Origin of the sequence: Fluviispira vulneris (genome assembly GCF_014281055.1) — a bacterium.
Taxonomy (GTDB): Bacteria; Bdellovibrionota_B; Oligoflexia; order Silvanigrellales; family Silvanigrellaceae; genus Silvanigrella; species Silvanigrella vulneris.
The window spans coordinates 169,045-193,203 of record NZ_JACRSE010000005.1 but is presented as its reverse complement, the minus strand read 5'-3'; the positions used below and the strand labels follow the sequence as shown (position 1 = coordinate 193,203).

Genomic DNA, 24,159 nt, shown 5'->3' with positions numbered 1-24,159 from the left:
TCATTCTTTCGTCCATATGATGTTAGGAAAACTGAGCCAAAATTCCAACCACTAAAATAAAAACGTGTTGACGCATGCTTGAGCTATTGCTACAAAGAAAGGATCGCTGCTTGTGCAGTATCTTCACTCACCTTTTGCTCTTTTTTAAAGGAAGCAACATGGCTCGTATTTCAGTTCAAGATTGCCTCGATCAAATTCCAAACCGCTTTGTTGTTGTTATGCTGGCGGCTCGTCGTATGCGTCAACTTCAAAAGGGAAGTGATGCTCTTGTTGAATGCAAAAACAAAGAAGCAGTGACCGCATTGCGCGAAATTGCTGCTGGAAAAGTCGGCATTAAAAATGCTGAGATTGTTCCCGGTCTCAGACTACCAGGTCGTATTAAATAAGAACATTTTTTTTCCTGTTTAGGCATGAGATTTACGTTAAACTGGATACTGTATTCCATGCGGTGTCCAGTTTTTTATTTTGAATTGAAAGAGAGCAGAAATGACAGATTGTTATAAATATTTTACAACTCCAATTTATTATGCAAATGGAACTCCACATGCAGGACATGTTTATGCTACTATTTTAGCAAGCATATTAAAGACTCATTATGAGCAGCGTGGAGCAAAAGTTAAATTTTTAACCGGTCTCGATGAACATGGCGAAGCTGTTGAAACAAAAGCTAAAGAACTAAATAAATCTCCTCAACAGTTAGTCGATGAAATGGCCGTTCTATGGAAAAATGAGTTTGCGCGATTTGAAATAAATAATGATATATTTATAAGAACAACTGATAAAGATCATATAAAAAATGTGCAAAATATTTTGAATTATTGTTATAAAAAAGGCGATATTTATTTTGGAGAACATGAAGGTTATTATTGCTATAAATGTGAAGGATATTTAACCAATAGTGAAAGAGATGAGAATAATAATTGCCTAGTCCACAAAATTCCAACTGAACTTAGAAAAGAAAAAAATTATTTCTTTAAAACTTCAAAATATCGTGAGCAGTTAAAAGATTTGATTGCTAAAGGACAAATCACTCACCAAGAAAGATACATTAATGAACTTTTAGGAATGCTGGAAAACTTAGACTCTGATCTCAGTATTTCTCGTCCAAAATCTCGTTTATCTTGGGGGGTTGAGCTACCTTTTGATTCTGAGCATGTTGCTTATGTTTGGTTCGACGCATTGCCAAACTATGTAACTGGTATTGGTGGAATTGAAAAAGCGCATTCAAGTGCATATTGGCAAAATGCACACCATATTTTAGGAAAAGACATCCTTAAGTTTCATGGTATATTTTGGCCTGCGATGTGTTTATCTCTCGATATTCCTTTACCAAAATTACTGATTACAGGATGGATACTTCAAGACTCACATAAGATGTCGAAGAGTTTAGGGAATGGTATCAATGTGGAACAAATCTTGCATTTTGGTCGCGATACTTTTGTAAATTATTTTTTTAGAGCAACAAATCCTGGTGAAGATATTGAATTTTCATGGAAATCCTATCTTGAAAGATACAACTCCGACTTAGCAAATGGAATTGGAAATCTTTTATCAAGAACTTTGACAATGGTGGAAAAGTATTTTGCAAATAAAATTCCAAAATTTGCTCATAATTTATTATTAGAAGAACAAAAAGAAATTGGAATTGCCTGCAAAAATGCAGTAAAAAATGTACAAATTGCTTTTGATGAATTTAGAATTGCCGATGTGATGAATGAAATTTGGTCGCTTATTTCGCTCACTGACAAACATATTGCTCAGCAAAAACCATGGGATATTGCAAAAAAGAATGAAGCGGAAAGTCAGCTACAATTAGCAAATATTATTGCTTCGAGTATTGCAGTTTTGCGCGTCGCGGGATATTTAGCCTATCCATTTTTTCCTAAAAAAATGAATGAGCTCTTACAAAGTATAGGTGAAGATACTTCTGACTTCAGTCACTCATATGCGAGAGCACAAGAGTTTTTTGCAATTCAGAGTGAATTTAGTTTGAAGGAAATTCCTAAACTCTATGCTCGTCTTGACATTGCAGCAGAAATGCTAAAAATGAAACCTGCAAATGAAAGTGCGAGTGTGAAACCTGAAGCAAAGAAAATAATTAAAGTGGATAATAAAAAAGAAGCATCAGTTGAAAATCCAAATATTATCCCTATTCAGGATTTTGCTAAAGTACAAATGCATGTTGGCACAGTTTTAAGTGCTGAATATGTAGAAGGATCAGAAAAATTATTAAGACTCATTGTTTCATTAGGGACTCTTGGTGAAAGACAAATATTTTCTGGAATTAGAGAATGGGTTAAACCTGAAGAAATAGCAAATCGTAAAGTGATAATTGTAAGCAATCTAGCACCTCGGAAAATGAAGTTTGGTATGAGTGAAGGAATGATGCTTGCAACGGACACTGCAGATGGTAAAGTGAGTCCGATTTATCTCCCAGAAAATCTAAAAGAAGGTGCTTTGTTAACTTAAATTATAGCTTCTATAAAAATTATTTTTTGTACAGCAACAGGGGAATCTATGAGTTTTGGATATAAAGCAATTTTTGTTGATTTAGATGGAACTTTATTAAATTCGAAAAAAGAAATATCACAAAAGAATTTAGATTGTCTCAATGCATTTATTGATCAGGGAATTCATGTTGTTATTGCAACTGGTAGAACTATTAAATCAGTTAATAAGGTTACAGAAAAACTGAATTTAAATACACCAATTATTACTTTAAATGGCAGTGATATTAAAAAAAGTAGAGATGGTTATTCAATGTCTCTTACGTATCTCGAAAATAAATATCGTGATCTTATTTTTGATAGATGCAAAATGATTTTAAATGGGAATCCACAATATAGTATCCAAAACTTATTAGTAGATACTTCAAGAGGTTTCTATTGTTTATATCCAAATGCAATTGATGTCGATAAATTTACCACACATTATGATAGCGAAGTTCTTGAATTGGATATAGAAAATCCCCCAGAAGAACAAGTAATCAGCTTTTTAATCCTCTTGACCCCAGAAAGCAATCGTGAAGCTTTTTTAAAAGATCAAGATGAATATTTTATGTCAAAAATTCAATTTTGTACTTTCAATGGCTGGCCATGGATTGAAGTCGGAGCTTCGAATGCAAACAAAGGCACTGCAATGACCTTGGTGTGTGAACATTTGGGAATTGAAGTTAAGGATGTGATTGCTTTTGGGGATGGGCAGAATGATGCAGAAATGCTTAAATCTGCAGGTCTCGGTGTGGCTATGGGAAATGCCGATCAATATGCTTTGCAATTTGCAAAGGCAAAAACAGTTTCAAATGATGCAGATGGCGTTGCCGTCTTCTTAGAACGCTTATACAATGTGAGTAAATAATATTAAATGACTTTAGAATTACAACCTGAAAACTTCGCTATTCGTGCACAAAAATATTGGACAACGGAAAAAATTAAAAAATTAATGGGAGAGAAAAATTATACAATCACTCCTCTCAATGCACCTAAATTATTGCGTTCGCTTGGACTTTTAAATTCCGATGCTTCCATGTCACAAGACAATGTTAAGAAATTTATTCAAATAAATCATATGTTCAATTTGCTTGAAGAGCATTTTGCAGAACTGATTAAGCGACATAAAGTTGTGCGCATTCTTGATGCAGGTTGTGGAAAATCTTATCTTACTTTTTTATTGGCTTGGTGCTTTAAAGAAAAATGGAATCACTCAGTCGAAATTATCGGTGTCGATACAAACACAAAAATAATAAATGATTGTAAGCAAAGAGCGCAAAATTTAGGATTTTCAGATATTTTAAAATTCGAAACAGCTTCATTATTTACCTATAAATGGACACATGAAAAAAGACCAAATGCAGTGATTGCTTTGCATGCGTGTGATACGGCAACAGATATGGCTTTAGCGCTTGCAATTAAAGAAAAAGCTGATTTTATCGCCGTTGCGCCATGTTGCCAAGCAGAGCTTGCGCGTAAATGGAAAGAAAATAAAATAACACATCCACTCACTCCCGTTTTTAATACCCCACAGGTTAGGAGAGAGATTGCTGCACAGTTTACTGATATGTTTCGTATCAGTTTAACTCGGGCAAATGGCTATGAAGTAACTGCAACAGAATTTGTTCCTTCTACTCATACTCCCAAAAATAGATTGATCACGTGTATTCGCAGAGGTAACAATTTAGAGACTGCTGAAAAAGAATTTTTATCAATGAAAGATCATCTTGGAGGAGCTAGTATTCTATTAGAAGAATTGCTACAAAAAGAAAGTATCTAAATAATAAAGACAATTGGAGATCTTAAAAATGCGTATGTCAAAATTGGTTGGTAAAACTGTAAAAGAATCACCACGTGATGCCGAAATTCCAAGTCATAAATTTATGTTAAGAGCAGGTTATATGCGCCAGTATTCAGCTGGAATTTATGGTCTTCTCCCTCTTGGAATGAGAAGCGTTGCAAAAATTGAAAAAATCTGTCGTGAAGAAATGAATGCGATTGAAGGCCAAGAAGTGCGTATGCCTTGTTCAGCAACAAAAGAACTTTGGGATGAAACGGGTCGTTACCAAACTTTCGGCAAAGATATGATTCGTTTTCAGGATCGCAACGAAAAACAGATGGTCTTGAATCCGACACACGAAGAACCCGTTGTTTATTTAGCGCGCACAGAAATTACCAGTTACAGACAACTTCCTCTTATGATGTACCAGATCCAATCCAAATTCCGCGATGAGCCACGTCCACGCGGTGGCTTAGTCCGTTTGCGTGAATTTACTATGAAAGATGCTTACAGTTTTCATGCGACAGAAGAGGATCTCAAAGAATATTATGACAGAGCGCATGCAGCTTACATTCGTTTTTATAAGCGCACAGGTTGTAAAAACTTCGTTAGTGTTATGTCCGATAACGGTGTATTTGGTGGAAAATATTCACATGAGTTTCAAATGCTCGTGCCAACAGGTGAAGATAAACTCATTTCTTGTTTACATTGTAAAACAAGTTCTAACGAAGAAATTGCAACATCACCATTTATTATTAAAAAAAATAAATTAGAAAAACTTGAAAAAGTTCACACGCCAAACCAAAAAACGATTGATGGCTTAAGTAAATTTTTACAGATAACTCCAGATCAAACTGCAAAAGCAGTTATTTTCCAAACACTCTCTGGAACACCTGTTGTTTCTTTTGTGCGCGGAGATCTCGATGTTATCAGTGCAAAAGTTCGTAATTTAGTCAAATCAGAAGTTGTCCCTGCAACCCATGAAAATCTCGTAAAAGCAGGCGCGGTCGCTGGAAGCACGGGACCAATAGGACTCAATCTGCACAACTGTTACGTTATTTTAGATCACACTGTTGTAAAAAGTACAAATTTAGTAACAGGTGCCAATGAAAAAGATTATCATTATACAAATTTTAATGCAGAAAGAGATTTTCTTTCAACTGTAAAAGAATTTGAAAAAGAAAAGGTGATTATTGGTGATATTGCTGCTGCGCGTGCAGGTGATCCTTGTGAAGTATGTGAAAATCCATTGCAAGAAACACGTGGGATTGAAATTGGAAATATATTTCACTTAGGAACAAAATATACCAAAGATATGGAATGTACTTTTCTCGATCAAAACGGAAAAAAACAATATCCTATTATGGGATGTTATGGAATTGGTATAACACGTCTTCTTCCTGCTATTATTGAAGAAAGCCATGATGACAGAGGCCCAATTTTACCATTGCCGATTGCTCCGTATGAAATTCATTTGTGTGCACTCAATCGGAAAGAAGAGATTGTGAGCGAAGAATCTGAAAAACTTTATAAAACTCTGTCAGGTTTAGGTTACGAAGTGTTATTTGATGACAGAGATGAAAAACCGGGTTCCCAATTTGCCGATGCTGATCTTATTGGAATTCCATATAGAATTATTGTTTCACCAAAAACTCTTGCTGAAGGTTGTGTAGAATTAAAGTACAGAGACAATCGGATGGAAGCAAGAAAAATTAAAGTTACAGAAATTATTGATGTTTTAAAATCTGAAATAGTTGCTGAATATAAGAATTATAATAATGTATGATTAATTTTTTAGAGATTTTATTTTTTAAAAGAAGAGAGTTTTTTACAACCATTTTTAAAAAATGAATTAACTCATTAAAATAAATATATTAATATATTCTATTTTTATGGATAAAAAATTTATCATTATTTTGTTTATAAATATAAGTAAAAATAAAAACTTTTATTTTTTATTAAATTATTACAAAATTGGCATACGTATTGCTTAAGTGTGAATTGAAAGAATTATCTTTCAATTCATTTTTTTTGGGGCAATATGAAATTAAAGCAAAAGATACATTTTCCAACTTTGACACTATTAGGTTGTATTTTAATTGGTTATCCTCTCCAAGTCAGTGCAGAAACGAGAAAAAAAACAGAAGATTATCTGAGTCTGTTAGATCTAGAAGAGCAGGAAGTGAGATCCTATAAAGATTACAGACCTGAATATTTTGAACAGATGAAGTTTCCTAAAAACTTAAAGTATTTTAAATTTCGCGAACCATTTGTTACAATAATTGATTCGTTTATTCACCCTCTTGAAAGTTTTAATATCTCTTATACTTATGAGCATGTTCACAGTTCAGTGAGTAAAAAAGATCTTGAAAGTCCTGCTTATATTCATGGAACAGCTATGGCATCAATAATAGGATCGCGTCTTTATTTTGATGGCAAAAGTTACTATAAAGGAATTTTTCCAGAATTACCTATAATTAATAGAGTTGTAATTCCAAATGGACACCCTACTTCGTTTTATGATGCCGTAGATGAAGCACATAAAATGAAAAAAGAAAATATTTTAAATATTTCAGGAGCAGATATTGGAACTAAAAATGCGACAGAATGGAATGAATTGCTTAAAAAAATTGGTTCTGAAAATAATATCTTAATCATTGCAGCCGTTGGAAATGATGGAAGAAATATAAATAATTTACCTGCTGAAAAGCAATACTGGCCAGCTGCATATAAACCGAGATCAAAAGAAAACAAGGAAAAAGATCCTGTTATTCGCGTGGCAGCACTCTCATATAAGAAAGGATCGCCGGATATTTATATTTCACAATTATCAACGGGCAGTCGCTATGGCAGTGGACGAGTTGATATAGGAGCACCTGGCTTTGAAATTCCATACTTAGATCCAAATGGGTTTAAAAGAGAGGGTAATGGCACATCTGAGGCCACTGCAATCGTTTCTGGTGTCGTTGCTATAATGCACTCATGCTCAAAAGATATCACGGCCAATTTTATCAAAAAAACTTTACTTGAAACTTCGGATAAATATGATCACTTAAAAGATTATATTACAGAAGGGCGTGTTTTAAATGCAGGTAAAGCAATTGCACAAGCTTGTAATATAAAAAAAGAAGAAGAAAAAGCTAAAGAAATAGATGGCTCGAATGATACTTTGACTCCGCATGCTAAAAAAGAATTCGTGCATTTTGAAGATGAGTTATAAATATATTAAATGCTAAAGTTAAAAAGCTGGAATTATAAGTAATTTATATTATAATTCCAATACATATTTTATTTCTTTATTTATCAAATTACACCTCCATTGACAAATCAATAAAAATACCATATGAGTATATTTAAAGCATAATTAGAAATAATTGTTTATACTGGCTATTATTTGAAAGTCATTTTTTATAGTCGATAAATTTATTTTTTGAATGAAAATAAATATGGGGGTATGAAATGAGTAAAAAATATCTTTTACTTTTAGGTGCGGAACAATTTCTTAGAGAGAAGGTTGTAGTTGCTGCACTTCAAAATTTTACGGGAGAGATTATTTCGATTGTGAAGGAACCACGCATAAATCGCAATCGTTACTTTCATCACTGCCTGCAAGGTGACCCAATGGATCCTCTTTCCAGTTTAACGGCAATCCAATCTTTTTTAGAATCAAATCCAGGTCAATTGCAGGGCGTCGTTCCATGTAATGATTGGACATTGATGTCTGCTGCGAGGATTGCAAACAAATATGATCTCCCTTCATTAAGTTTTGAAACAATTAAACTCTGTCGTAATAAATTTGCTATGAAAGAAAAGTTTTTACAATTTGATCTCCCCATACCTAGGTTCGCTTTATTTCATACTCTAGATGAATTAAGAGAAAAGGCTAAAGTGATGGGTTATCCATTAGTCATTAAGCCAAAGGATTTTGGTGGTAGTGGCGGTGTTGTCAAAGTTGAGAACGAAGATCAATTAAGTTCCGCTTTTGAACATTGCGAGAAAATCCTCAACCAATATGCAAATGTCTTTTATGTTTCGCAAGGTGAATATGTTGTAGAAGAATATATTCAAGCGCGTGACGAAATATCGGTTGAGGTTTTTGCACAAAGAAATAAACAAACAGTGTTAGCAGTTACTGATAAATATTTAAGCCCAGAACCTTGGTTTTCTGAAATTGGGCATGTGGTACCTTCTATTTATTCCGCATCCAAAAAAATCCATGAAATATCCTGCGCAGCTGTGCAGGCACTGGGGATTGATAAAGGCGTCTGTCATGTGGAAATGCGAATAACTCATAACGGAGAAATAAAACTTATGGAAATCGGAGCTCGCCCTGCGGGTGATGCCATACTCGATTTAATAGAGCGCACCTACGGTTTTAATCCCTATGAATTTCATATTGCTGCTTGGCAGGGGCTTTCCATCGATGAATGTAAAATATCGAATAAAGAAAAAGGAACATCAGCGATAGCCTTTTTAAAGGCTCCGATTGGCAAAATAAAGTCTATCCATTTACCTTCCTATTTACCGAATTATATAACCTCACTCAGTATTTCGGCCAAAGAAGGGGATGTTTCAGAGGAATCTATTTGCTGGAGAGCACGTGAAGGTACAGTAGAGTTTTTCTGGAAAGATTCAGTCGATAAAGGCGAAAAATTAACGAAACATATTGAGGTTGCAGAAGCTTTGTCTCAAGAGATTTTTATTATGCATGATAATAAATAGAAATATTTTATTAAATAATAAAAAAAAGCAGTTGGCATTATTCAAATACCAACTGCTTTAATGAGAAAAGGGGAGAGAGATTAACGAATTTCGATTTTTCGAACTTCTTTTTGAACTTCAGGTGATTTAGCAATATTGATTATGAGTTCACCATTTTTCATTTCAGCAGAAATTTTTTCTTTATCAATAGATTTTTGTGGTAACGCAAAAGAACGTTCAAATTGTCCATGGTAACGTTCGCTAATATAATGCTTATCACTTTCACTATGATTTTCAGATTTTCTTTCACCTTTAATAGTTAAAATATTCTCGTTGATATTCACATGGATATCTTCTTTTTTAGTACCAGGAAGATCTGCGGTAATTATAAATGCATTTGCAGTTTCACGTAAATCTATGCGAGGTGCCCAAATGTTTTTCGATTTTTGCGATGGTAAGTCTATTTCAAATTCATTAAAGAAACTATTAAATAAACGATTCACATCAGTTTGTAGAGAATAAAACAAATCATTTTCAGGACGATTTGTTAGCTGATTTTGCTTTTTAAATGGTTGTAAAATTGACATAAAAAGTCTCCTTTTACTTAAGCATAATAAAAGATAACCCCTCCTCATCAATTTCAATGTATGCCATCTTTTTAGAAAGTAAAGGGGGGGGATTGAAAAAAAAATTACTAATAAAATTATATAATTATAAATAATTTATCTAAAAATGTGTTCTTTTAATATGATAAATACGAACGTCTTCTTTCTCAGCAAGTTCTAAAGTAATTTCAATGACTCTCTTTGGTTTTGCGCATTTTGTAATTTTGAAAAAGTCTAAATAATCATCATTTTCAATATTATAAGGCCATTCAAAGACACACAATGTGTTTTTCGGATTAAACTCTTCTTCTAAACCTAAATAAAGAAGTTCTCTGCCTGATTTTAATCGATATAAATCGAGGTGAATGAGTTTTTTAAGATCGGTTTCAGAATTTAATTCTTCTATATTTAAAATTGAAAATGTAGGACTTATCGATTGTTGACGAGCCCCTAGGATTGATGAAAGTTCTTTGGTTAATGATGTTTTACCTGCACCTAAATCTCCGTCCAAAAAAAGCCAGTCACCGGCTTTTAAATATGAGGCGATAAATTGAGCAAAGGAACTCAGATCAGATAAAGTTACTTCAATGGATAATTCTTTATTTAAATCATTATCGTCAAAAACCTCTTGCAAAGTGTTTTTTAGAGTTAAAAAATCATCCATTATTTTTTTGCCTCATATCGTAAAATAATATCCCATATTTTTTGACTTACTTTTAATGCTGATTCTGCTGAGGGGGCAGATTCAAGAGCTAATTTGCGTTCTTCTAAAGAATTCATAGTTGACTCTATCAACTGTATAGCTGATTCCTTTTGAAAAGTATTTTCATCGATAGATTGTGACCAACCTCTATTTGTGAATATTCTGGCATTAACGATTTGATCCCCTCGACTGGCATGCAGCCCTAACGGAACAAGAATCATAGGTATACGTGCAGCAGCAAGTTCAAAAATGCTGCTAGCCCCCGCGCGACAAATAGCTAAATTAGCGAGGGCATAAGCATATTTCATTTCGTGATTTAAAAACTCATATTGACGATAATTCTCAGCGTTCTCAATTTCTTTATAGTTACCTTTACCTACGATGTGAATGATATTAAAATTTTTATTTAATTCAGGAATAATTTCAAACATTTTTTTATTTAGACTTTGAGCGCCTAAACTTCCACCGAATATTAAAATTGTTTTTTTATTTTGCTTAAAATTAAAAAATTGATTAGCTTGATCTTTTGTAGCGTTAAATAATGACTCTCTCAAAGGGAGTCCTACATAATTTATTTTATTATGAAAAATAGAAGGTAATTTTTGAATTGTTTCTTCGAATGCAACTAAAGCAAGAAAAGAAAATGGGAGTGTTAACTTAGTAGCGAGAGCAGGAGTGGCATCGCTCTCATGGATAATGATAGGAATACCTCTCAGCCAAGCAGCCCATACGACAGGGGCAGAAACAAATCCACCTTTGGAAAATACTGCGGATGCTTTTATTTTATTGAGTATAAAAAATGCTTGAACAAAGCCAAATATAATTTTGAATATATCTAAGAAATTTTGTAAGCTAAAGTACCGCCTCAATTTCCCTGTTGAAATAGAATGGTATTGCCACGAAGGTTGATTCATCAGCACAAGATCTTTTTCCATTCCTGATTGAGAGCCGATATAATGAACGTTCAATTTATTTTCTCGGAATGCTGTATTTAAAGGCGATTTTTCTCCTTCAAATAAGGCAAAATGTGGCCAGACATGACCCGCAGTTCCTCCACCCGTAAGTACAATTGAATATTTTTTTTCATTATCTTTCATATGGATTGCCAGTTCTTTTAATATTTGCTTTAGATTGAAACAATTTTAAAGATGCTCATGTGAATCCCAAGTATAGTGATACTTTTTGTCCTCAAGCATCGCTGCTGCTTCAGTTACAAACAATGGCTCAAAAGTGTCAACCATAATTGCTAATTCTTCTGTTCTTTTTGCGCCAATACTTTGCTCGTATCTTTCAGGATGAGGACCGTGTGGGATACCAGACGGATGAAAACTAATAGAATAATTTGAAATTCCTTTTCGACTTGTGAAGTCTCCGCTTACATAGAAAATAGCTTCATCGCAGTCGATATTTGAATGGGGCCAAGGGCATGGAATCGCTTTCGGGTGATAGTCTAATACCCGAGGGACAAAGTTCATAATATAAAAATTATCGCCGCTAAACGCTGTGTGTACTGTAGGGGGAAGGTGTACAGAACTTGTTTTGGGTTGATAATTATGAATAGAGAAAGAGAATGGCCAATACCAACCATCCCAACCAACCACTTTGTAAGGAAAGTCTGTGTATTCATGTTTAGTTAATATATTATCTCTTTTTATAATGATTGGATAATTTTCATTGCTTTTGAGTTCCATTAGGCGGCTGGGGGCGTGAAAATCACGATGATTGTATGGAGCATCCAATTTAAATTGTCCTTGCGCTAAACGAAATTCTTTTGGGATACCAAAGTTATTTTTTCCTTCTACAATAAGCATATTGCAATTTGCACTAGGTAAAAAACGATAAGGAATTGCTTTTGGAATAAATAAATAATCTCCTGAGACGTAATCAATTTCTCCCATGACGGTTTGGAGAATACCATTGCCTTCAGCTACAAAATAGAGTTCATCTGCGTCGCCATTTGCAAAAAAGAAATGGTCTTTTTTTGTTTGTTTTAATATGCCCACTGAGCATGTATTATTTACAAGAAGTGTTGCTCGTGCCTCTAATAAATTTCCTTCTTTTGAATAATTTGGTGTTTTAAAATGTCTTCTTTTCAATTCATTGTTACTCAATTTATTATAACTTGGAAAAAATGGATTTTCTGTTTTGTAAATTTCTGTATTAACTTCATGAGTGGGAGCTCTTTTTTGATAAAGAATTGAATAATTATCATTAAATCCATTGCGAGTGATCACATGTTCTGCAAGCATTTTTCCTTCGAACTCACAGAAAGTATGCTGTTTCTCAGAGATATAACCAAGTTTACGATAATCAATCATAAAATCGACTCCTTTTAAATATCAGTTAATATGAAATATAATTGTAACACTTTAATCGCAGCTTCAGCAAGGCTTTCATTGCTTTTCATAAGGGATTGTAATAATCTTTTTTAGCAAAAGTATGAGTTTGTTTGAGGAGTAAAATGGCATTGCAAAAAAAAGTACTCGTGATTGCAGATAGTATAAAAAAAGTGAATGTTTCTTCAGATTCAAGTTTGGCTTTAGCACAGGTTGCGCTAGAAGATGGATTTGATGTTCATTGGTGTGAAAGTCATGATATTCATTTTTATAATAATAATATAGTTATAAAAAATATCATTAATCTACAAAAAATTTCTCAGCAAGAAATTAAATTTGAACCTAAAATTGGAAATTTGTTTCAATTTTCTGATTATCAATATTGTTTAATTAGAAAAGATCCTCCTTTTGATGAAGAATACAAAGATCTTTGTTGGATTTTATCTGCGCAGAATTCAGTTAAAATATTGAATCCACCAGAAGTCTTATTGGCATATCATGAGAAAGCATTACAATGGCGTGCATTCTCTGAGGGTATTATCAGTGAAAAGAATATAGTCCCCACATGCTTGTCTACGGATATAAATGTTATAGAATCTTTTTGTCATGAATATTCTGAATTGTTTTACAATGGATATATATCTAAACCATGGTTGGGTCATGGCGGTGAGAGCGTTGAATATTTTAAAGATAAAACTGCATTTATTTCATATTTAAGTCTTAAATTAAAAAATGAAAATAAATTGCAAAAACTAATGATTCAACCTTTTTTAAAAGAAATATATGAAGAAGGTGATCGGAGAGTTCTAGTTGCTGGTGGAGAAATTATTTGTGACTTTGTGCGCTTGCCAGCAAAAGGAAAAGTAGCATCGAATTTGGCTCAGGGTGGATCTGCTGTGTTAAGAGAAATGACAAAGGAGCAGAAGGAATTGTGTCAAAAAATAGCTCTTTTTCTTAAGGAAAAAAATATTTATTTAGCGGGTCTCGATGTCATTGGCAATCGAATTGGCGAAATAAATATTACATCACCAACTGGTTTTAGAACATATGAAATGCTCACAGGGCACAGTTCTGCAAGAAAAGCTTTTCATCTTATGACGAATTGAGTTTTTATGTTATTTAAAATTACAAATTCATTTTTAGTTATTTTGCTAATTTGTTCTTGCACAACATTGCGTTCTCGTAAATTGGAAAAAGTGCCTGAAGATGAAGCGATTTCCAGAGTTTCTTCTACTATTACTTCTCTGTGCAGTTCTGATAATAATCCCCAATTCTTAGCTGATATTAACTCGTCAAACTTTAGAGTTCCATCATTTCAAATGGAAGCCATTTGGGAGAACAAATTTAATCGATTAAAAGGGAGTGTGATTGGTCCATTAGGTGAAGAGTATTCCTCATTCGAGGTGAACAAAAATAAAATTGATTATACATTTCAATCAGAAGCTGTTTTAGATACTGACTCGCTCAATCAAATGACTTCTTTATTTGCGAAAATTGGAGCTAAAAATCTGCGTGCATTTATTTGTGGAGGATACGCATTTCAGAAAATAAATAGCAATGATGGTTTATTTTTAGAACTAAAAGAGGAAGAAAAAAATAAAAATCATACAGAAAATAATTTTACACCAGTTGAAAATAAAAGACAATATATTGCGATTTCTACTGTAAATATATCAGATAACAATATCGAAGTTCAAAGTAAACTAAATTTAGAGCGCAAAGGTTTAGGTTATACTCTCGTAATGAATAGCCAATTTTTTTATGGCTTTTTTTCAAATGAAACAGATATATACGTTCGTTGGGCTGGATATGTTTTAGCAGATAATATATATCCTTCAGAATTGATATTTAGAATTGGGTCTGATGTATATACGATAAATTTAAGTGAATATCAGTGATTATTGTTTATTAGTTATAACTGCAATTGCATTTTCTTTATTTTTATTTGTTATTTTTTCATCTTCTACTTTTGTTTTCTTTGAATTAAAATTTTCTAACATAGATTCAAGTGTAGAAAATGCAATATCGAATTCTTTATCAGAAAGAGCCGTTATTTTACTCATAAGTCTTTGTAAGTGAGAGTATTTTTTTTGGGCGAGACTGTTGGTTTCTGCGCGACAAGCTTGATCGCCCATATGTCTTGCGAGATCTTTTTCATCTATATTATTTTTCTTAACGGACATAAACCACCTAAAGACAATGAATTAATTTGCTCAAAGTGTTTCGTCATTTTGCTTTTGAAAATAAATTTTGAGTCATATCTTTGGCAAAGATAGAAAATTTTTCTAACACTTATTTTTTTAAATTGAGAAAATAGTAAATTATCAATAGCTGTTTATTTGTTTTAAGGTAAATATATGTCTAATGATTTGACTCTTACAGTGCACTATATTCCTGAACTTGATGTTCTCTTTTTTTTATTACCAAAAGTTGGAGTTGCTTTATTCGTTGGTACGTTAGTTGGGATAGAAAGGGAGTATCGAGGAAAACTTGCAGGTATTAAAACAAATGCACTTATTTGTGCTGCATCTGCACTTTTTACGGCCGTATCTTTGATGATGAGTGAATATGAAAGTTCAAGTCCTGTCATTTCTGCAGATGTCACACGGATCGTCGCGCAAATAGTTTCAGGTATCGGTTTTATTGGGGCTGGAGCAATTTTTAAATCAAGCAGTAAAGTGCAGGGATTGACAACTGCTGCCGTTATATGGACCGTGTCGGCTCTTGGAATCTTGATTGGCTTTGGTATTTTCTTATCAACCATACTTATAACGATAGGATTGATAGTCTTCCTTTCGTTTACTTCTTATATAGAAAAAAGATTTTTTAAAAACCGCTCTGCAAAATCTTCTGGATCTTCTGGACCAGGAACTTTGGACTAGCTATATTTTAACTTTTTTTGCTTTAAATAAATGTTTGGGTTTCACAAGAGAGTTTTGTGCTTGTACAAGAACGAGTTCTTTTGCTGAAGCTTTTGCTGTTTTCAAAATGACTTCATAAACACGAGAAATAGTTGCTTCTAAAGCTTTCTGAGTATTTTTCTTATATTTTAAGTAAAAATGGGTAAATAAAGCTGCAGTCAGATCACCAGTGCCATTTAAAGTAATAGATATATATGGAGTTGTTGCAATATAAACTGAATTTTCATTTACAACAAGCATGTTGATATTTGTTTCTTTTGTGTCTTTAAGTAACAGACTTGTTATAACAACAACTTTTGGGCCTTTTTTCATGACACTGCGTGCAGCTTCTACGGCACCTTCGATAGCATCAAATTTTTTATCACTTAAGTATTCTAATTCAAAATGATTTGGTGTAATGATATCAGCGTATTTAATCATTTCTTCTTTGAAAAATTCAGGAATGCCTTCTTTAACGAAGAATCCTCTGCCAATGTCGCCCATGACAGGGTCGCAACAATATAGAGTTTCTGGTTTTAATTTTCTGAGTTCTTTGATTGCTTCTATCATGACTTTTCCCAGCTCTTTTGAGCCCATATAACCACTTAAAAGAGCATCGCAATATTTTAGAACGCCTCTATCCTTTATCCCTAAAAAAACTTCACTTACTCCTTCTATGTCAATTACTTTACCTCTCCATTGTCCGTAGCCTGTATGATTTGAAAATAGTACAGTGTGGATCGGCCAAACTTGAACGCCAAGTCGTTGTAAAGGAAAGGTAACAGCGCTGTTGCCGACATGGCCATAGCTGACACAGGATTGTATGGAAAGAATAATTTGATTCATTGTTAATAGCTCCTAGAAAAGATTTCTTCACAACTTAGTTTCGTGAAGTTTTGACTATGCTACATTAGCAAATTAAAAAATTATACTTTTCCTCTTGATATATATGTCGATTCAGGCAATTATAAACAGAGTTTCATTTAACCACTCACAAGAGAGGATGTGTATGACTAAAAGAAAGGTTTCGACTGTATCTACTTCTGCGCTAACCGTTGAAGTTTCAACTCGTTTTGATCAATTACCAAAAAAATTAACGAAAGAAGTCATTGCTGCTTTTCTTGATGCAATTGAAGATCATGTTGCTGCAGGGAAAAAAGTACGCATAGATAAACTTGGAATTTTACAAGTAAAAGATCGTGCTGCCCGTAAGGGAAGAAATCCTCAAACAGGTGAAGAAATTAAAATTCCTGCTTCTAAAAAAGTAAGTTTTAGAGTTGCTTCGTCGTTAAAGGAAAAAGTTGGTGTTAAAAGAAAGTCTTCTCTTAAGAAGAAAAAGTAAGTAAAAATTGACTTGTTCAAATAAAAGCTGGCTAATATTTTTTTTGCCAGCTTTTTTTATGTGAATTTATTAAGATATCAATATTATTGATTAAATGCTGATTTTACTCGATTTCTTGCTGTAAATATAAGAATTTATTTAAAATAATCTGTAAAAAATTTTGACAATCCCCCCAGTCTCAATAAATTACTTTTTTATGTCGATATAAAAACAGGTAAGATAGAACTTTTTTCAGAGGTTTTTTTGAAGTTTAAAGTAAAGGATCAAGTAAAACTGGCACGAGGAGTTGAATTCAAAAATGTAGAAAGCTGCATTTTAAGGGTTATAGACTACGCAACGGTTTTATTTGAAAAAGAAAACTTCGAGACGAATTGGGCTCATTTAGAAGCAAACAAAGTGGTATTTGGTTATCCTCATCATTTTTTAAGTGGCTCAACAGTTGCTCAATGGATTGCTGCTGGTGGAGATGAAAGACATGCCTATGATGCAGTGAAAGATTATGTGACTGAAGCTAAAAAAGTAGTTGTAGAGAAAAAAGTATTAAAAACAGTTACAGCAAAAGTTTTTCGCAGCGGTTAACTAAAAAATTAGTCAATCTAGACTCAATTTTCTATCTGATGTATATCAAATTTGGGTATTTTTATTTATAAGCCTGTTTTTTATTTCAAAAAAAGGAAAAATTGATGTCTCAAATACCGAAAGATACACCTTATAATATTGGTTTTTCCATGCCTGCAGAATGGGCCCTCCACTCAGCTACTTGGACAAGCTGGCCTTTTGATGACGGTATTTGGTATGGAAGGTTAAACTCTGTAAGAGAAGAATTTACCAACCTTGTAAAAACAATTGCGAAATATGAACATGTTCATCTGTTGGTGAATAATAAAGAAACTGAGTTAGACGCTAGAGAAAGACTCGGAGAACTCAGTAATATTTCTTTACATGAAGTCCCATTAAATGATGTTTGGTTTAGAGATAATGGCCCAATTTTTATTTTAAAAGAAAATAAATTAAGTTTTGTGAAATGGGAATTTAATGCTTGGGGACAAAAATTTAAATGGGATTTAGATTCTCTAGCTCCCTACGAAGTTGCTAAGATTCTCAATATTAATTTCTTTAATTCTCCTGTAGTTATGGAGGGGGGTTCCTTAGACATTAATGGTAAGGGGATATGTTTAACTACAAAACAGTGTTTACTAAGTAAAATGAGAAACCCAAATCTTTCTCAAAATGAGATAGAAAAAAGTTTAAAAGATTATTTGGGAATTAAAAAGGTGCTTTGGTTAGAAGATGGCCTTGAAGGTGACCACACTGATGGACATATCGATACCATTGTTAGATTTGTTGATGAACAAACGATTGTATATTCTATCACGGAAGATAAATCAGATAAAAATTATCATGCAATGCAACGCAATTACGAATTGTTAAAAACATTTACAGATCTCGAAGGAAATTCTTTTAAACTTATCCCTTTAGTTTTGCCTAAACAAAGAATGGAAATAGAAGGGCAGCGTTTGCCTGCAACCTATGCCAATTTTTATGTTGGCAATCATTTTGTCGTTGTTCCTTTATATCAAGATCCTCATGATGAATTGGCTCTTAAAACTTTACGTTCACTTTTTCCTGGACGAGATGTGATTGGTTTAAGTTCACGGGCCATTATTAATGGAGGAGGATCATTTCATTGCGTGACTCAGCAACAACCAGCGGGTGATATTTGGAGATAAATGATTGATGCAAAGAAATATTAAGCTTGCTTTGATTCAAATGAGCATGACAAACATGATTGATGAAAATATACAAAAAGCCATTCGATTTATTGAAGAGGCCACAAAGAATAATGCAAATATTATTTTATTACCTGAACTCTTTGAATATCATTATTTTTGTCAAGAGCAATATGATCATCTATTTGAATTAGCTAATGAAGTCGAGAATCACCCTTTTATAGCCAAATTTCAAGAAATTGCTCGCACACACAAAGTTGTTTTACCTATCAGTTTTTTTGAAAAATCGGGGCCCGCTTATTATAATAGTCTTGCAATGATCGATGCAGATGGATCAATACTCGGTATTTATCGTAAAACACACATTCCAGATGGCCCTTGTTATCAAGAAAAATATTATTTCAATCCCGGCGACACGGGCTTTAAAGTTTGGAAAACAGCATATGGAAATATTGGTGTCGGAATATGTTGGGATCAGTGGTTCCCTGAATGCGCACGCAGTATGACTTTGCAGGGTGCAAATCTCCTACTCTATCCCACAGCAATAGGCTCAGAACCACCCGAAGCTCACGCTATCGATACAAAAGATATGTGGCAAAGAGCTATGATCGGGCATGCTGTCTGTAATTCTGTGTATGTAGCTGCAGCCAATCGAATTGGTATTGAAAAAGATATGAACTTTTATGGCAGTTCATTTATTTGTAACTTTATGGGTGAAAAGATAGCTGAAGCTGATCGCATTAGTGATAAGATTATTTATTCCGATCTTTCTTTTAAAGAAGCACAGGTATTTCGAGCAGGAATGGGTTTTTTTAGAGATAGAAGACCAGAGCATTATCATAAATTGTTAGGATTGGATGGTAAGTGATTATTTTTGATTCTTGCGCATTTTTTTAAGTTCAATCGCCATCTTTTTTTCATTCATCCAAAACAATTCCCAAATATGTCCGTCTAAATCTTCAAAACTTTGCGAATACATATAACCCAAATCTTGCGCGTCACGACTTTTAGTGGCCCCTGCTTTTAAAGCTTTGCTCATAAGGGAGTCGATCTTTTTTTTGCTGTCAAAAGAGATTGCGACAAGCACTTCTGTGCTGTTTTTGGCATTGCTTATGGACTTTTTTGTGAAATTTTTAAAAAATTCGTTACTGAGAAGCATTACAAAAATATTTTTTCCTATATCAAGGCATGCAGCATTGTTATCTGTATATTTTTTATTAAATTTAAAACCAATTTTTTTAAAAAATTCTTTAGACTTAATTAGGTCTAAAACAGGTAAATTAACAAAAATTTGTTTAGCCATGTTTTTATTCTTTCATTATATTTCTTAAAATTTAGTATGAAATTTAAATAAATGCTAGAGACATAGTTTTGACATTGATATCAATGATCGTTTTTAAAATTAATAATACTTCCGAGAGCGCTAAGAACAGCATTGGGAACTCTTAGAATATTGTTTCCTAATGAAACAGAATTTTTTGTGATTGTTTCATGAATCAATAAACGCTCTTTATCTGAAAAACTTGCTTCAGGACCTATTAAGAGGCAAATTTCTTCGAGATCGTTTTTAAATTGTTCGCGTAAGACAGAATAAATTGAATTGCGAATTTTACCTTCATAAATGTGGGATTCATCACAAAAAAGGATCAATCGGTTTTTGTTATTTAAATCAATAATTTTTTGGAAAAGTTCATTTAAATTATTGTAGCAAGATATTTTAGCAGCAAAAGCACTTTTACTAATTCTGACAGATTCTTGGCTGATACGTTCCATTTTTTCTATTTTTATAGGGCTTTTAACTGCTGATTTATCAGCTTTAAATATATGAATATGGTCAACACCTAGTTCAGAAGCACTTGAGACAACTTCCTCTAGGGTCGCAGGTTTTGGATAAGCAAGCCAAAGATGAATTTCTGGCGAAGATTTTTTTAATTCTGATATTTTGTCTATTTTTATAGAAATTGATTTTTTATTTGCGGAATCAATGCAGCCTACTGCTTTTAATCCTTTGCAATTGGTAATTTCAACTTCTTCTCCAGAGGAAAGACGTAAAACATGAAAAGCATAGTGATGCTCGTCATCTTTTAAAATTACTTCGTTCTGATCTTTGGATAAATCGGTTTGGATTAATGTCCAGGTTTGTTTTTGTATACTCATTTTTTCTCGATTATAAGCGGCAGAGTGAAATAAGCGGTGATTCGGCAAGAAGAATTATTTTCTCATCTTCACTTAATTTAAAATACTTGATTTCTTTGCACCATTCAGCAAAACAATCACAAAAAGCTATAAATTTTCTAAAGTCATTTTCTGTAAAATAATTTAATAAAGTATAATCGTTTTTGTGACAGATTGCTTGGAGATTTTCACAAAGTACTTTTACTTTATTTTTTGTAGTATTGTATTCAGATAGAGACTCATCTGGTAGAAAAGTCATAGCTTCAAATTCACATAAAGATCTCAGAGTATAGATAAATATATCAGAAAAATCTTTCTCTAGAAATGGATTTAAAAAAATATTTTTATTCTCTATTAATGCATGGACGAGTTTTTCGTAAAAAATATTTTCAGGTATTTTTTTCTTTAATTTCTTATACTCTGAAAAAGTTAATAAAGTTATCTTTATAATTGAACAATTTTGAGTCATTTTGTCTTTGTAATTTCTATAGCATCATTCATACCGTGCACTTTTTTTGCAGAAAGATTTGGTACAACTAGGTTAATTTTTTTTATGGCCCGCATGAGGTTATTAACTCCGATATCGCTTCGATAGTGTATACCATCAGCAGTCACTTCATAGGGAATAATTATGGAATTTTTATCATCTGTAAAGTTTTTTATGACTTTTTCAAGGGCAAGGATTTGCTCGCCTGAAACTTCTTTTGCAATAAAAAAGTGTATTCCATCGTCATGCTCTTTTTTTTGCTCGGGCTCTTTTAATATATTATCAAGAGCTTTATCAGTAGATTCAATAAATACTTTGCCCTCATAAAATAATATATATCTCGCTATTTTAGGGGGCTGTTTTCCTAGGATCTCTTTGTCTGATTGCATGAGAACCAACAAACCATTTTTTTCTTTGAGCGGGGAAAGAATAAATGGAATTTGTGCGGGCCACGTTTTTGTCCCGAAAATCTGGTATTCGCTTTCTTGTTGTTTATCTATCAGGGCTCGTGCTTCTGTATCCCACTGTGAACTCGGAAATAGTTTGAGAGATTGTAAACTTTTCAGGTAATACCTATCGAAGGTACTTCTTATTCTTTGGTTTTTTAAACCACAAAATTCGCAAAGTAAGATGCTATATGGCAGTTCCTCTTTGAAATTTATGGTTTGTTTATTATGTAAAGAAAAGTTTTGTGCAGTGGCACTATTCAGGAACAATGACCACAACAGGAATAACACCAGCGGGTACATTTTGATCCTTTGCAAGTGTTGAGTTTTGTAAAATTGCCATGTCAGCTGGGGTTGCTGGCTTTAAATCGGATTTGCCATCATATACAAGTTTTACCACGGTTAAACCAATGGCTTCTTTGACAACATCGGAAGGGTAAATCATGACTTTTTTGTTGTTGCCAAGGTCAAGTCCTACAGTGCCGCATTGAATTGCGCTGCCAGGAACGGTGATAAGCATAGAAAAAGCTATTTTCTTCCCGTCATCGGTTTTTATAACTGTTTTTCTTTTGGTAGGCGTTTTTAAAATATCTCGGATAGGTGCTGATAATGTCACTTTTAATACACCATTCTGATATATTTCACTGCCCTGGGAGCGAAAATAAGAAGACCAATCTGATTTTGTTCCCAATTGGCCTTTTTCAGAGTTGAAACATGAATTTTTGAAATAAGTTGTGAGGCTCGTGATGGCATTTTTCCGTGCCTTGACTTCGGCATTGATGCCATTTTTAGGTTCTTCTTGGTTCGAATTGAAAACTCCAAAAATAGATATTGTCATCTTAGCGAAATCAAATGAAACTTTGTTTTCTTCTGCTTGAGCATGAGCTTGTAAAGAAACAAAACATACTGAAATGCCAGTGAATATCCATCTTAAGTTTCTCATGCACTGCCTCGCTTTGCTTCAAAAGTTTCTAGATTTTTTATCTCTTGTTCCTTTAGAACCGCATCACCCATATGACTTGCAATTTCAGCATCGAGGACACAAAGAGACATCGTATTCGAGAACCCTTGAATTTTAACACGCAACATATCCCAATATTGAGTGTCAATCGGATGACTTCGGCTTACAAAGAAAAGGACTTCTTTGATTTGTGAAAGAGTTACAGGCAATTGAATAGCTAACTCAGAAAAATAGGATTTATTTTCATCATCAAATGGAAAAAGCATACTATTTTGTGCAACTCTTTCAAGTTTTACAATGCTATTGATTAGCATTTCTTGTGAATATCCTTTTGTCATTTGTTTCTGCTGAAGAGAAACTTCTTCTTTTTTCTCTTGTAGTTTTTTTATGACAGACTCGGTATTTTGATATTTATTTACATTATCAGAGAGCCATTTAAAGGTTTTAACTGGATTATCTGATATTTCACCAAACAATTCACACAGTCTAAGCTTATGAAGATCAATAAAGCTGAGTAAGATTGCGGTTGAGCTCGTAGTTCTCTCAGGACCTTGAAATTCTGCGCGCAAATCCCTTACTTCAGCAAGAGTGTCTCGGATTTGCTCTAAAGATATTTCTCCTAAATGACTACGAATGTCTTGAGCGACGACTGCACCTTCTTCGGCAGCAACGAGTCTTTTATGCTCTCTTCTTAAGGTTTCTTCCGCATTAATAATCTGATTTTCAATTTCTTTTTTTCTCTTCCAAAGGCTGATTGCAAAGGGAAATGAGATAACAATCGTAACTATAAATACGCAAAATATGATGGCGAGCCAAAACCCTCTGTTGACAGTTTTGAGTCGCTCTCGGGCTACTTTGTTTTTCTGTTCAACTTTTGCAATATTGGCTTCATACTTCTCGCGATTTTCATAATGAAAAACGGCTTCGCATAGATAATTGGCATTGTCTGCATAGGGAGCCAAGTCTTTTAAGGCCGAAAATCTATTGTAACGGTGAAGAATATGTGCTTCAGTTTTTTCGAGATGATTATTAATAAAGTCTTGTGCCCTTTTGGCATTTTGAATTATTTTTTGTCTTTCATTCTCTTCGAGGGAAAACCAAGGCTGAGTTGTTACTTTTAACGCGCTGATACGCGTTTCAAGATCTTCAATTTCTTTTTGCTTTTCCTGAACGGCTGCAAGCTTTTTTTTAAGGATTTTCAATCCTTCAATTGATTCCTTCCATTGACGTGCTTCAGCAGAGAGTTGTTTAGAAAAAAAAGCATCAACGGCAACAAGGGATTTATCTGCTTGTCTAATTTGTTTTGCTCGGAGATAATGTGGTTTAATTTGGAATGTACTCGCTAGCAGAATCAGTTGATCTGCGGCTTCTCTTAGTTGTAATAAGCTAACCTGATTCATGAAAAACGCCTCTTGGTGCATGTAGTGAATCACCTGATTTCAAGTATCCTCGCAATCTTGTAACTCTGAAATTCCCAAAGTGTCAAAATTGTGCTAGCAAAAAG

26 protein-coding genes are annotated in these 24,159 nt (G+C 33.5%); 14 read left to right on the top strand and 12 right to left on the bottom strand.

The window, feature by feature from the left end:
- The first annotated feature begins 158 nt into the window (after window positions 1–158).
- The 7 genes from rpoZ (at window position 159) to H7355_RS12295 (ending at window position 8,991) form a co-directional block, all read left to right on the top strand.
- Window positions 159–386: a DNA-directed RNA polymerase subunit omega gene (gene rpoZ, locus H7355_RS12325; RefSeq protein ID WP_130611520.1), complete on the top strand. Its 228-nt coding sequence runs from the start codon at window positions 159–161 to the stop codon at window positions 384–386.
- A gap of 100 nt (window positions 387–486) precedes the next feature.
- Window positions 487–2,469: a methionine--tRNA ligase gene (metG, locus tag H7355_RS12320; RefSeq protein WP_186647973.1), complete on the top strand. Its 1,983-nt coding sequence runs from the start codon at window positions 487–489 to the stop codon at window positions 2,467–2,469.
- A 48-nt stretch (window positions 2,470–2,517) separates the two neighbouring features.
- Window positions 2,518–3,357 (top strand): Cof-type HAD-IIB family hydrolase, encoded by an 840-nt coding sequence (locus tag H7355_RS12315; protein ID WP_186647964.1) that lies wholly within the window; start codon window positions 2,518–2,520, stop codon window positions 3,355–3,357.
- Between the two features lie 6 nt (window positions 3,358–3,363).
- Complete coding sequence (locus tag H7355_RS12310) at window positions 3,364–4,269, top strand: class I SAM-dependent methyltransferase (RefSeq protein WP_186647962.1); 906 nt, start codon at window positions 3,364–3,366, stop codon at window positions 4,267–4,269.
- A gap of 28 nt (window positions 4,270–4,297) precedes the next feature.
- Window positions 4,298–6,055, top strand: coding sequence for a proline--tRNA ligase (locus H7355_RS12305; protein ID WP_186647959.1), 1,758 nt, complete (start codon window positions 4,298–4,300; stop codon window positions 6,053–6,055).
- A gap of 255 nt (window positions 6,056–6,310) precedes the next feature.
- Window positions 6,311–7,489 (top strand): S8/S53 family peptidase, encoded by a 1,179-nt coding sequence (locus tag H7355_RS12300; protein ID WP_186647957.1) that lies wholly within the window; start codon window positions 6,311–6,313, stop codon window positions 7,487–7,489.
- 239 nt (window positions 7,490–7,728) lie between these two features.
- Window positions 7,729–8,991, top strand: coding sequence for an ATP-grasp domain-containing protein (locus tag H7355_RS12295; RefSeq protein WP_186647950.1), 1,263 nt, complete (start codon window positions 7,729–7,731; stop codon window positions 8,989–8,991).
- A gap of 80 nt (window positions 8,992–9,071) precedes the next feature.
- Here H7355_RS12295 and H7355_RS12290 read toward each other — a convergent pair whose 3' ends face one another.
- From H7355_RS12290 to H7355_RS12275, 4 genes are all read right to left on the bottom strand, one after another.
- On the bottom strand, window positions 9,072–9,557 hold the full coding sequence (locus H7355_RS12290; RefSeq protein ID WP_186647948.1) for an Hsp20/alpha crystallin family protein: 486 nt from the start codon (window positions 9,555–9,557) through the stop codon (window positions 9,072–9,074).
- Between the two features lie 139 nt (window positions 9,558–9,696).
- Window positions 9,697–10,239, bottom strand: a complete 543-nt coding sequence (gene tsaE, locus H7355_RS12285) for a tRNA (adenosine(37)-N6)-threonylcarbamoyltransferase complex ATPase subunit type 1 TsaE (RefSeq protein WP_186647946.1) — start codon at window positions 10,237–10,239, stop codon at window positions 9,697–9,699.
- Window positions 10,239–11,375 carry a UDP-N-acetylglucosamine--N-acetylmuramyl-(pentapeptide) pyrophosphoryl-undecaprenol N-acetylglucosamine transferase gene (locus H7355_RS12280; protein ID WP_186647937.1) on the bottom strand — a complete coding sequence of 379 codons (1,137 nt, stop codon included), beginning with the start codon at window positions 11,373–11,375 and terminating at the stop codon, window positions 10,239–10,241. The genes tsaE and H7355_RS12280 overlap by 1 nt, the downstream gene beginning before the upstream one ends.
- A 45-nt stretch (window positions 11,376–11,420) precedes the next feature.
- Window positions 11,421–12,596, bottom strand: a complete 1,176-nt coding sequence (locus H7355_RS12275; RefSeq protein WP_186647935.1) for a homogentisate 1,2-dioxygenase — start codon at window positions 12,594–12,596, stop codon at window positions 11,421–11,423.
- A gap of 143 nt (window positions 12,597–12,739) precedes the next feature.
- Here H7355_RS12275 and H7355_RS12270 point away from each other — a divergent pair, with 143 nt between their 5' ends.
- The gene (locus tag H7355_RS12270; RefSeq protein WP_186647933.1) at window positions 12,740–13,720 is read left to right on the top strand and encodes an ATP-grasp domain-containing protein; all 981 of its coding nucleotides are present in this window, start codon (window positions 12,740–12,742) and stop codon (window positions 13,718–13,720) included.
- Between the two features lie 6 nt (window positions 13,721–13,726).
- Window positions 13,727–14,512, top strand: coding sequence for a hypothetical protein (locus H7355_RS12265; protein WP_186647931.1), 786 nt, complete (start codon window positions 13,727–13,729; stop codon window positions 14,510–14,512).
- On the opposite strand, the gene H7355_RS12260 is transcribed toward H7355_RS12265, so the two are convergent.
- Complete coding sequence (locus tag H7355_RS12260; RefSeq protein ID WP_186647929.1) at window positions 14,513–14,797, bottom strand: hypothetical protein; 285 nt, start codon at window positions 14,795–14,797, stop codon at window positions 14,513–14,515. It lies immediately after the preceding gene.
- 174 nt (window positions 14,798–14,971) lie between these two features.
- Between H7355_RS12260 and H7355_RS12255 the strand changes: the two genes are divergently transcribed.
- Window positions 14,972–15,496 carry an MgtC/SapB family protein gene (locus H7355_RS12255; protein ID WP_186647926.1) on the top strand — a complete coding sequence of 175 codons (525 nt, stop codon included), beginning with the start codon at window positions 14,972–14,974 and terminating at the stop codon, window positions 15,494–15,496.
- On the opposite strand, the gene pdxY is transcribed toward H7355_RS12255, so the two are convergent.
- Window positions 15,497–16,360: a pyridoxal kinase PdxY gene (pdxY, locus tag H7355_RS12250; protein ID WP_186647924.1), complete on the bottom strand. Its 864-nt coding sequence runs from the start codon at window positions 16,358–16,360 to the stop codon at window positions 15,497–15,499. It lies immediately after the preceding gene.
- A 103-nt stretch (window positions 16,361–16,463) separates the two neighbouring features.
- Here pdxY and H7355_RS12245 point away from each other — a divergent pair, with 103 nt between their 5' ends.
- The 4 genes from H7355_RS12245 to aguB all read left to right on the top strand — a co-directional run bounded on the left by H7355_RS12245 (window position 16,464) and on the right by aguB (window position 19,454).
- Complete coding sequence (locus H7355_RS12245; protein WP_286190841.1) at window positions 16,464–16,856, top strand: HU family DNA-binding protein; 393 nt, start codon at window positions 16,464–16,466, stop codon at window positions 16,854–16,856.
- A gap of 243 nt (window positions 16,857–17,099) precedes the next feature.
- On the top strand, window positions 17,100–17,435 hold the full coding sequence (locus H7355_RS12240; RefSeq protein WP_186647920.1) for a hypothetical protein: 336 nt from the start codon (window positions 17,100–17,102) through the stop codon (window positions 17,433–17,435).
- Between the two features lie 104 nt (window positions 17,436–17,539).
- A complete protein-coding gene (locus tag H7355_RS12235; protein WP_222435712.1) occupies window positions 17,540–18,586 on the top strand; it encodes an agmatine deiminase family protein in 1,047 nt (348 codons plus the stop codon).
- 7 nt (window positions 18,587–18,593) lie between these two features.
- Entirely contained in the window at window positions 18,594–19,454 is an 861-nt protein-coding gene (gene aguB / locus H7355_RS12230; protein WP_186647919.1) for an N-carbamoylputrescine amidase, read from the top strand.
- Here the strand turns inward: aguB and H7355_RS12225 are convergent, their stop codons facing one another.
- The 6 genes from H7355_RS12225 to H7355_RS12200 all read right to left on the bottom strand — a co-directional run bounded on the left by H7355_RS12225 (window position 19,455) and on the right by H7355_RS12200 (window position 24,055).
- The gene (locus H7355_RS12225; RefSeq protein ID WP_186647917.1) at window positions 19,455–19,889 is read right to left on the bottom strand and encodes a VOC family protein; all 435 of its coding nucleotides are present in this window, start codon (window positions 19,887–19,889) and stop codon (window positions 19,455–19,457) included.
- An 80-nt stretch (window positions 19,890–19,969) separates the two neighbouring features.
- Complete coding sequence (locus H7355_RS12220; protein WP_186647915.1) at window positions 19,970–20,743, bottom strand: RsmE family RNA methyltransferase; 774 nt, start codon at window positions 20,741–20,743, stop codon at window positions 19,970–19,972.
- Window positions 20,744–20,753: 10 nt separating this feature from the next.
- On the bottom strand, window positions 20,754–21,230 hold the full coding sequence (locus H7355_RS12215) for a hypothetical protein (protein ID WP_186647913.1): 477 nt from the start codon (window positions 21,228–21,230) through the stop codon (window positions 20,754–20,756).
- Window positions 21,227–21,973 (bottom strand): hypothetical protein, encoded by a 747-nt coding sequence (locus H7355_RS12210; RefSeq protein WP_186647911.1) that lies wholly within the window; start codon window positions 21,971–21,973, stop codon window positions 21,227–21,229. The genes H7355_RS12215 and H7355_RS12210 overlap by 4 nt, the downstream gene beginning before the upstream one ends.
- Window positions 21,951–22,637 (bottom strand): hypothetical protein, encoded by a 687-nt coding sequence (locus H7355_RS12205; RefSeq protein WP_186647909.1) that lies wholly within the window; start codon window positions 22,635–22,637, stop codon window positions 21,951–21,953. The genes H7355_RS12210 and H7355_RS12205 overlap by 23 nt, the downstream gene beginning before the upstream one ends.
- Window positions 22,634–24,055, bottom strand: coding sequence for a hypothetical protein (locus tag H7355_RS12200; protein ID WP_186647907.1), 1,422 nt, complete (start codon window positions 24,053–24,055; stop codon window positions 22,634–22,636). Before H7355_RS12200 ends, H7355_RS12205 begins: the two co-directional genes overlap by 4 nt.
- Window positions 24,056–24,159 lie beyond the last annotated feature (104 nt).

Excerpts from the sequence above, each read along its gene's own strand:
- rpoZ (WP_130611520.1), top strand. The coding sequence starts at position 159 with ATGGCTCGTATTTCAGTTCAAGATTGCCTCGATCAAATTCCAAACCGC.
- metG (WP_186647973.1), top strand. The coding sequence starts at position 487 with ATGACAGATTGTTATAAATATTTTACAACTCCAATTTATTATGCAAAT.
- H7355_RS12315 (WP_186647964.1), top strand. The coding sequence starts at position 2,518 with ATGAGTTTTGGATATAAAGCAATTTTTGTTGATTTAGATGGAACTTTA.
- H7355_RS12310 (WP_186647962.1), top strand. The coding sequence starts at position 3,364 with ATGACTTTAGAATTACAACCTGAAAACTTCGCTATTCGTGCACAAAAA.
- H7355_RS12305 (WP_186647959.1), top strand. The coding sequence starts at position 4,298 with ATGCGTATGTCAAAATTGGTTGGTAAAACTGTAAAAGAATCACCACGT.
- H7355_RS12300 (WP_186647957.1), top strand. The coding sequence starts at position 6,311 with ATGAAATTAAAGCAAAAGATACATTTTCCAACTTTGACACTATTAGGT.
- H7355_RS12295 (WP_186647950.1), top strand. The coding sequence starts at position 7,729 with ATGAGTAAAAAATATCTTTTACTTTTAGGTGCGGAACAATTTCTTAGA.
- H7355_RS12290 (WP_186647948.1), bottom strand. The coding sequence starts at position 9,557 with ATGTCAATTTTACAACCATTTAAAAAGCAAAATCAGCTAACAAATCGT.
- tsaE (WP_186647946.1), bottom strand. The coding sequence starts at position 10,239 with ATGGATGATTTTTTAACTCTAAAAAACACTTTGCAAGAGGTTTTTGAC.
- H7355_RS12280 (WP_186647937.1), bottom strand. The coding sequence starts at position 11,375 with ATGAAAGATAATGAAAAAAAATATTCAATTGTACTTACGGGTGGAGGA.
- H7355_RS12275 (WP_186647935.1), bottom strand. The coding sequence starts at position 12,596 with ATGATTGATTATCGTAAACTTGGTTATATCTCTGAGAAACAGCATACT.
- H7355_RS12270 (WP_186647933.1), top strand. The coding sequence starts at position 12,740 with ATGGCATTGCAAAAAAAAGTACTCGTGATTGCAGATAGTATAAAAAAA.
- H7355_RS12265 (WP_186647931.1), top strand. The coding sequence starts at position 13,727 with ATGTTATTTAAAATTACAAATTCATTTTTAGTTATTTTGCTAATTTGT.
- H7355_RS12260 (WP_186647929.1), bottom strand. The coding sequence starts at position 14,797 with ATGTCCGTTAAGAAAAATAATATAGATGAAAAAGATCTCGCAAGACAT.
- H7355_RS12255 (WP_186647926.1), top strand. The coding sequence starts at position 14,972 with ATGTCTAATGATTTGACTCTTACAGTGCACTATATTCCTGAACTTGAT.
- pdxY (WP_186647924.1), bottom strand. The coding sequence starts at position 16,360 with ATGAATCAAATTATTCTTTCCATACAATCCTGTGTCAGCTATGGCCAT.
- H7355_RS12245 (WP_286190841.1), top strand. The coding sequence starts at position 16,464 with ATGTCGATTCAGGCAATTATAAACAGAGTTTCATTTAACCACTCACAA.
- H7355_RS12235 (WP_222435712.1), top strand. The coding sequence starts at position 17,540 with ATGTCTCAAATACCGAAAGATACACCTTATAATATTGGTTTTTCCATG.
- aguB (WP_186647919.1), top strand. The coding sequence starts at position 18,594 with ATGCAAAGAAATATTAAGCTTGCTTTGATTCAAATGAGCATGACAAAC.
- H7355_RS12225 (WP_186647917.1), bottom strand. The coding sequence starts at position 19,889 with ATGGCTAAACAAATTTTTGTTAATTTACCTGTTTTAGACCTAATTAAG.
- H7355_RS12220 (WP_186647915.1), bottom strand. The coding sequence starts at position 20,743 with ATGAGTATACAAAAACAAACCTGGACATTAATCCAAACCGATTTATCC.
- H7355_RS12215 (WP_186647913.1), bottom strand. The coding sequence starts at position 21,230 with ATGACTCAAAATTGTTCAATTATAAAGATAACTTTATTAACTTTTTCA.
- H7355_RS12205 (WP_186647909.1), bottom strand. The coding sequence starts at position 22,637 with ATGAGAAACTTAAGATGGATATTCACTGGCATTTCAGTATGTTTTGTT.
- H7355_RS12200 (WP_186647907.1), bottom strand. The coding sequence starts at position 24,055 with ATGAATCAGGTTAGCTTATTACAACTAAGAGAAGCCGCAGATCAACTG.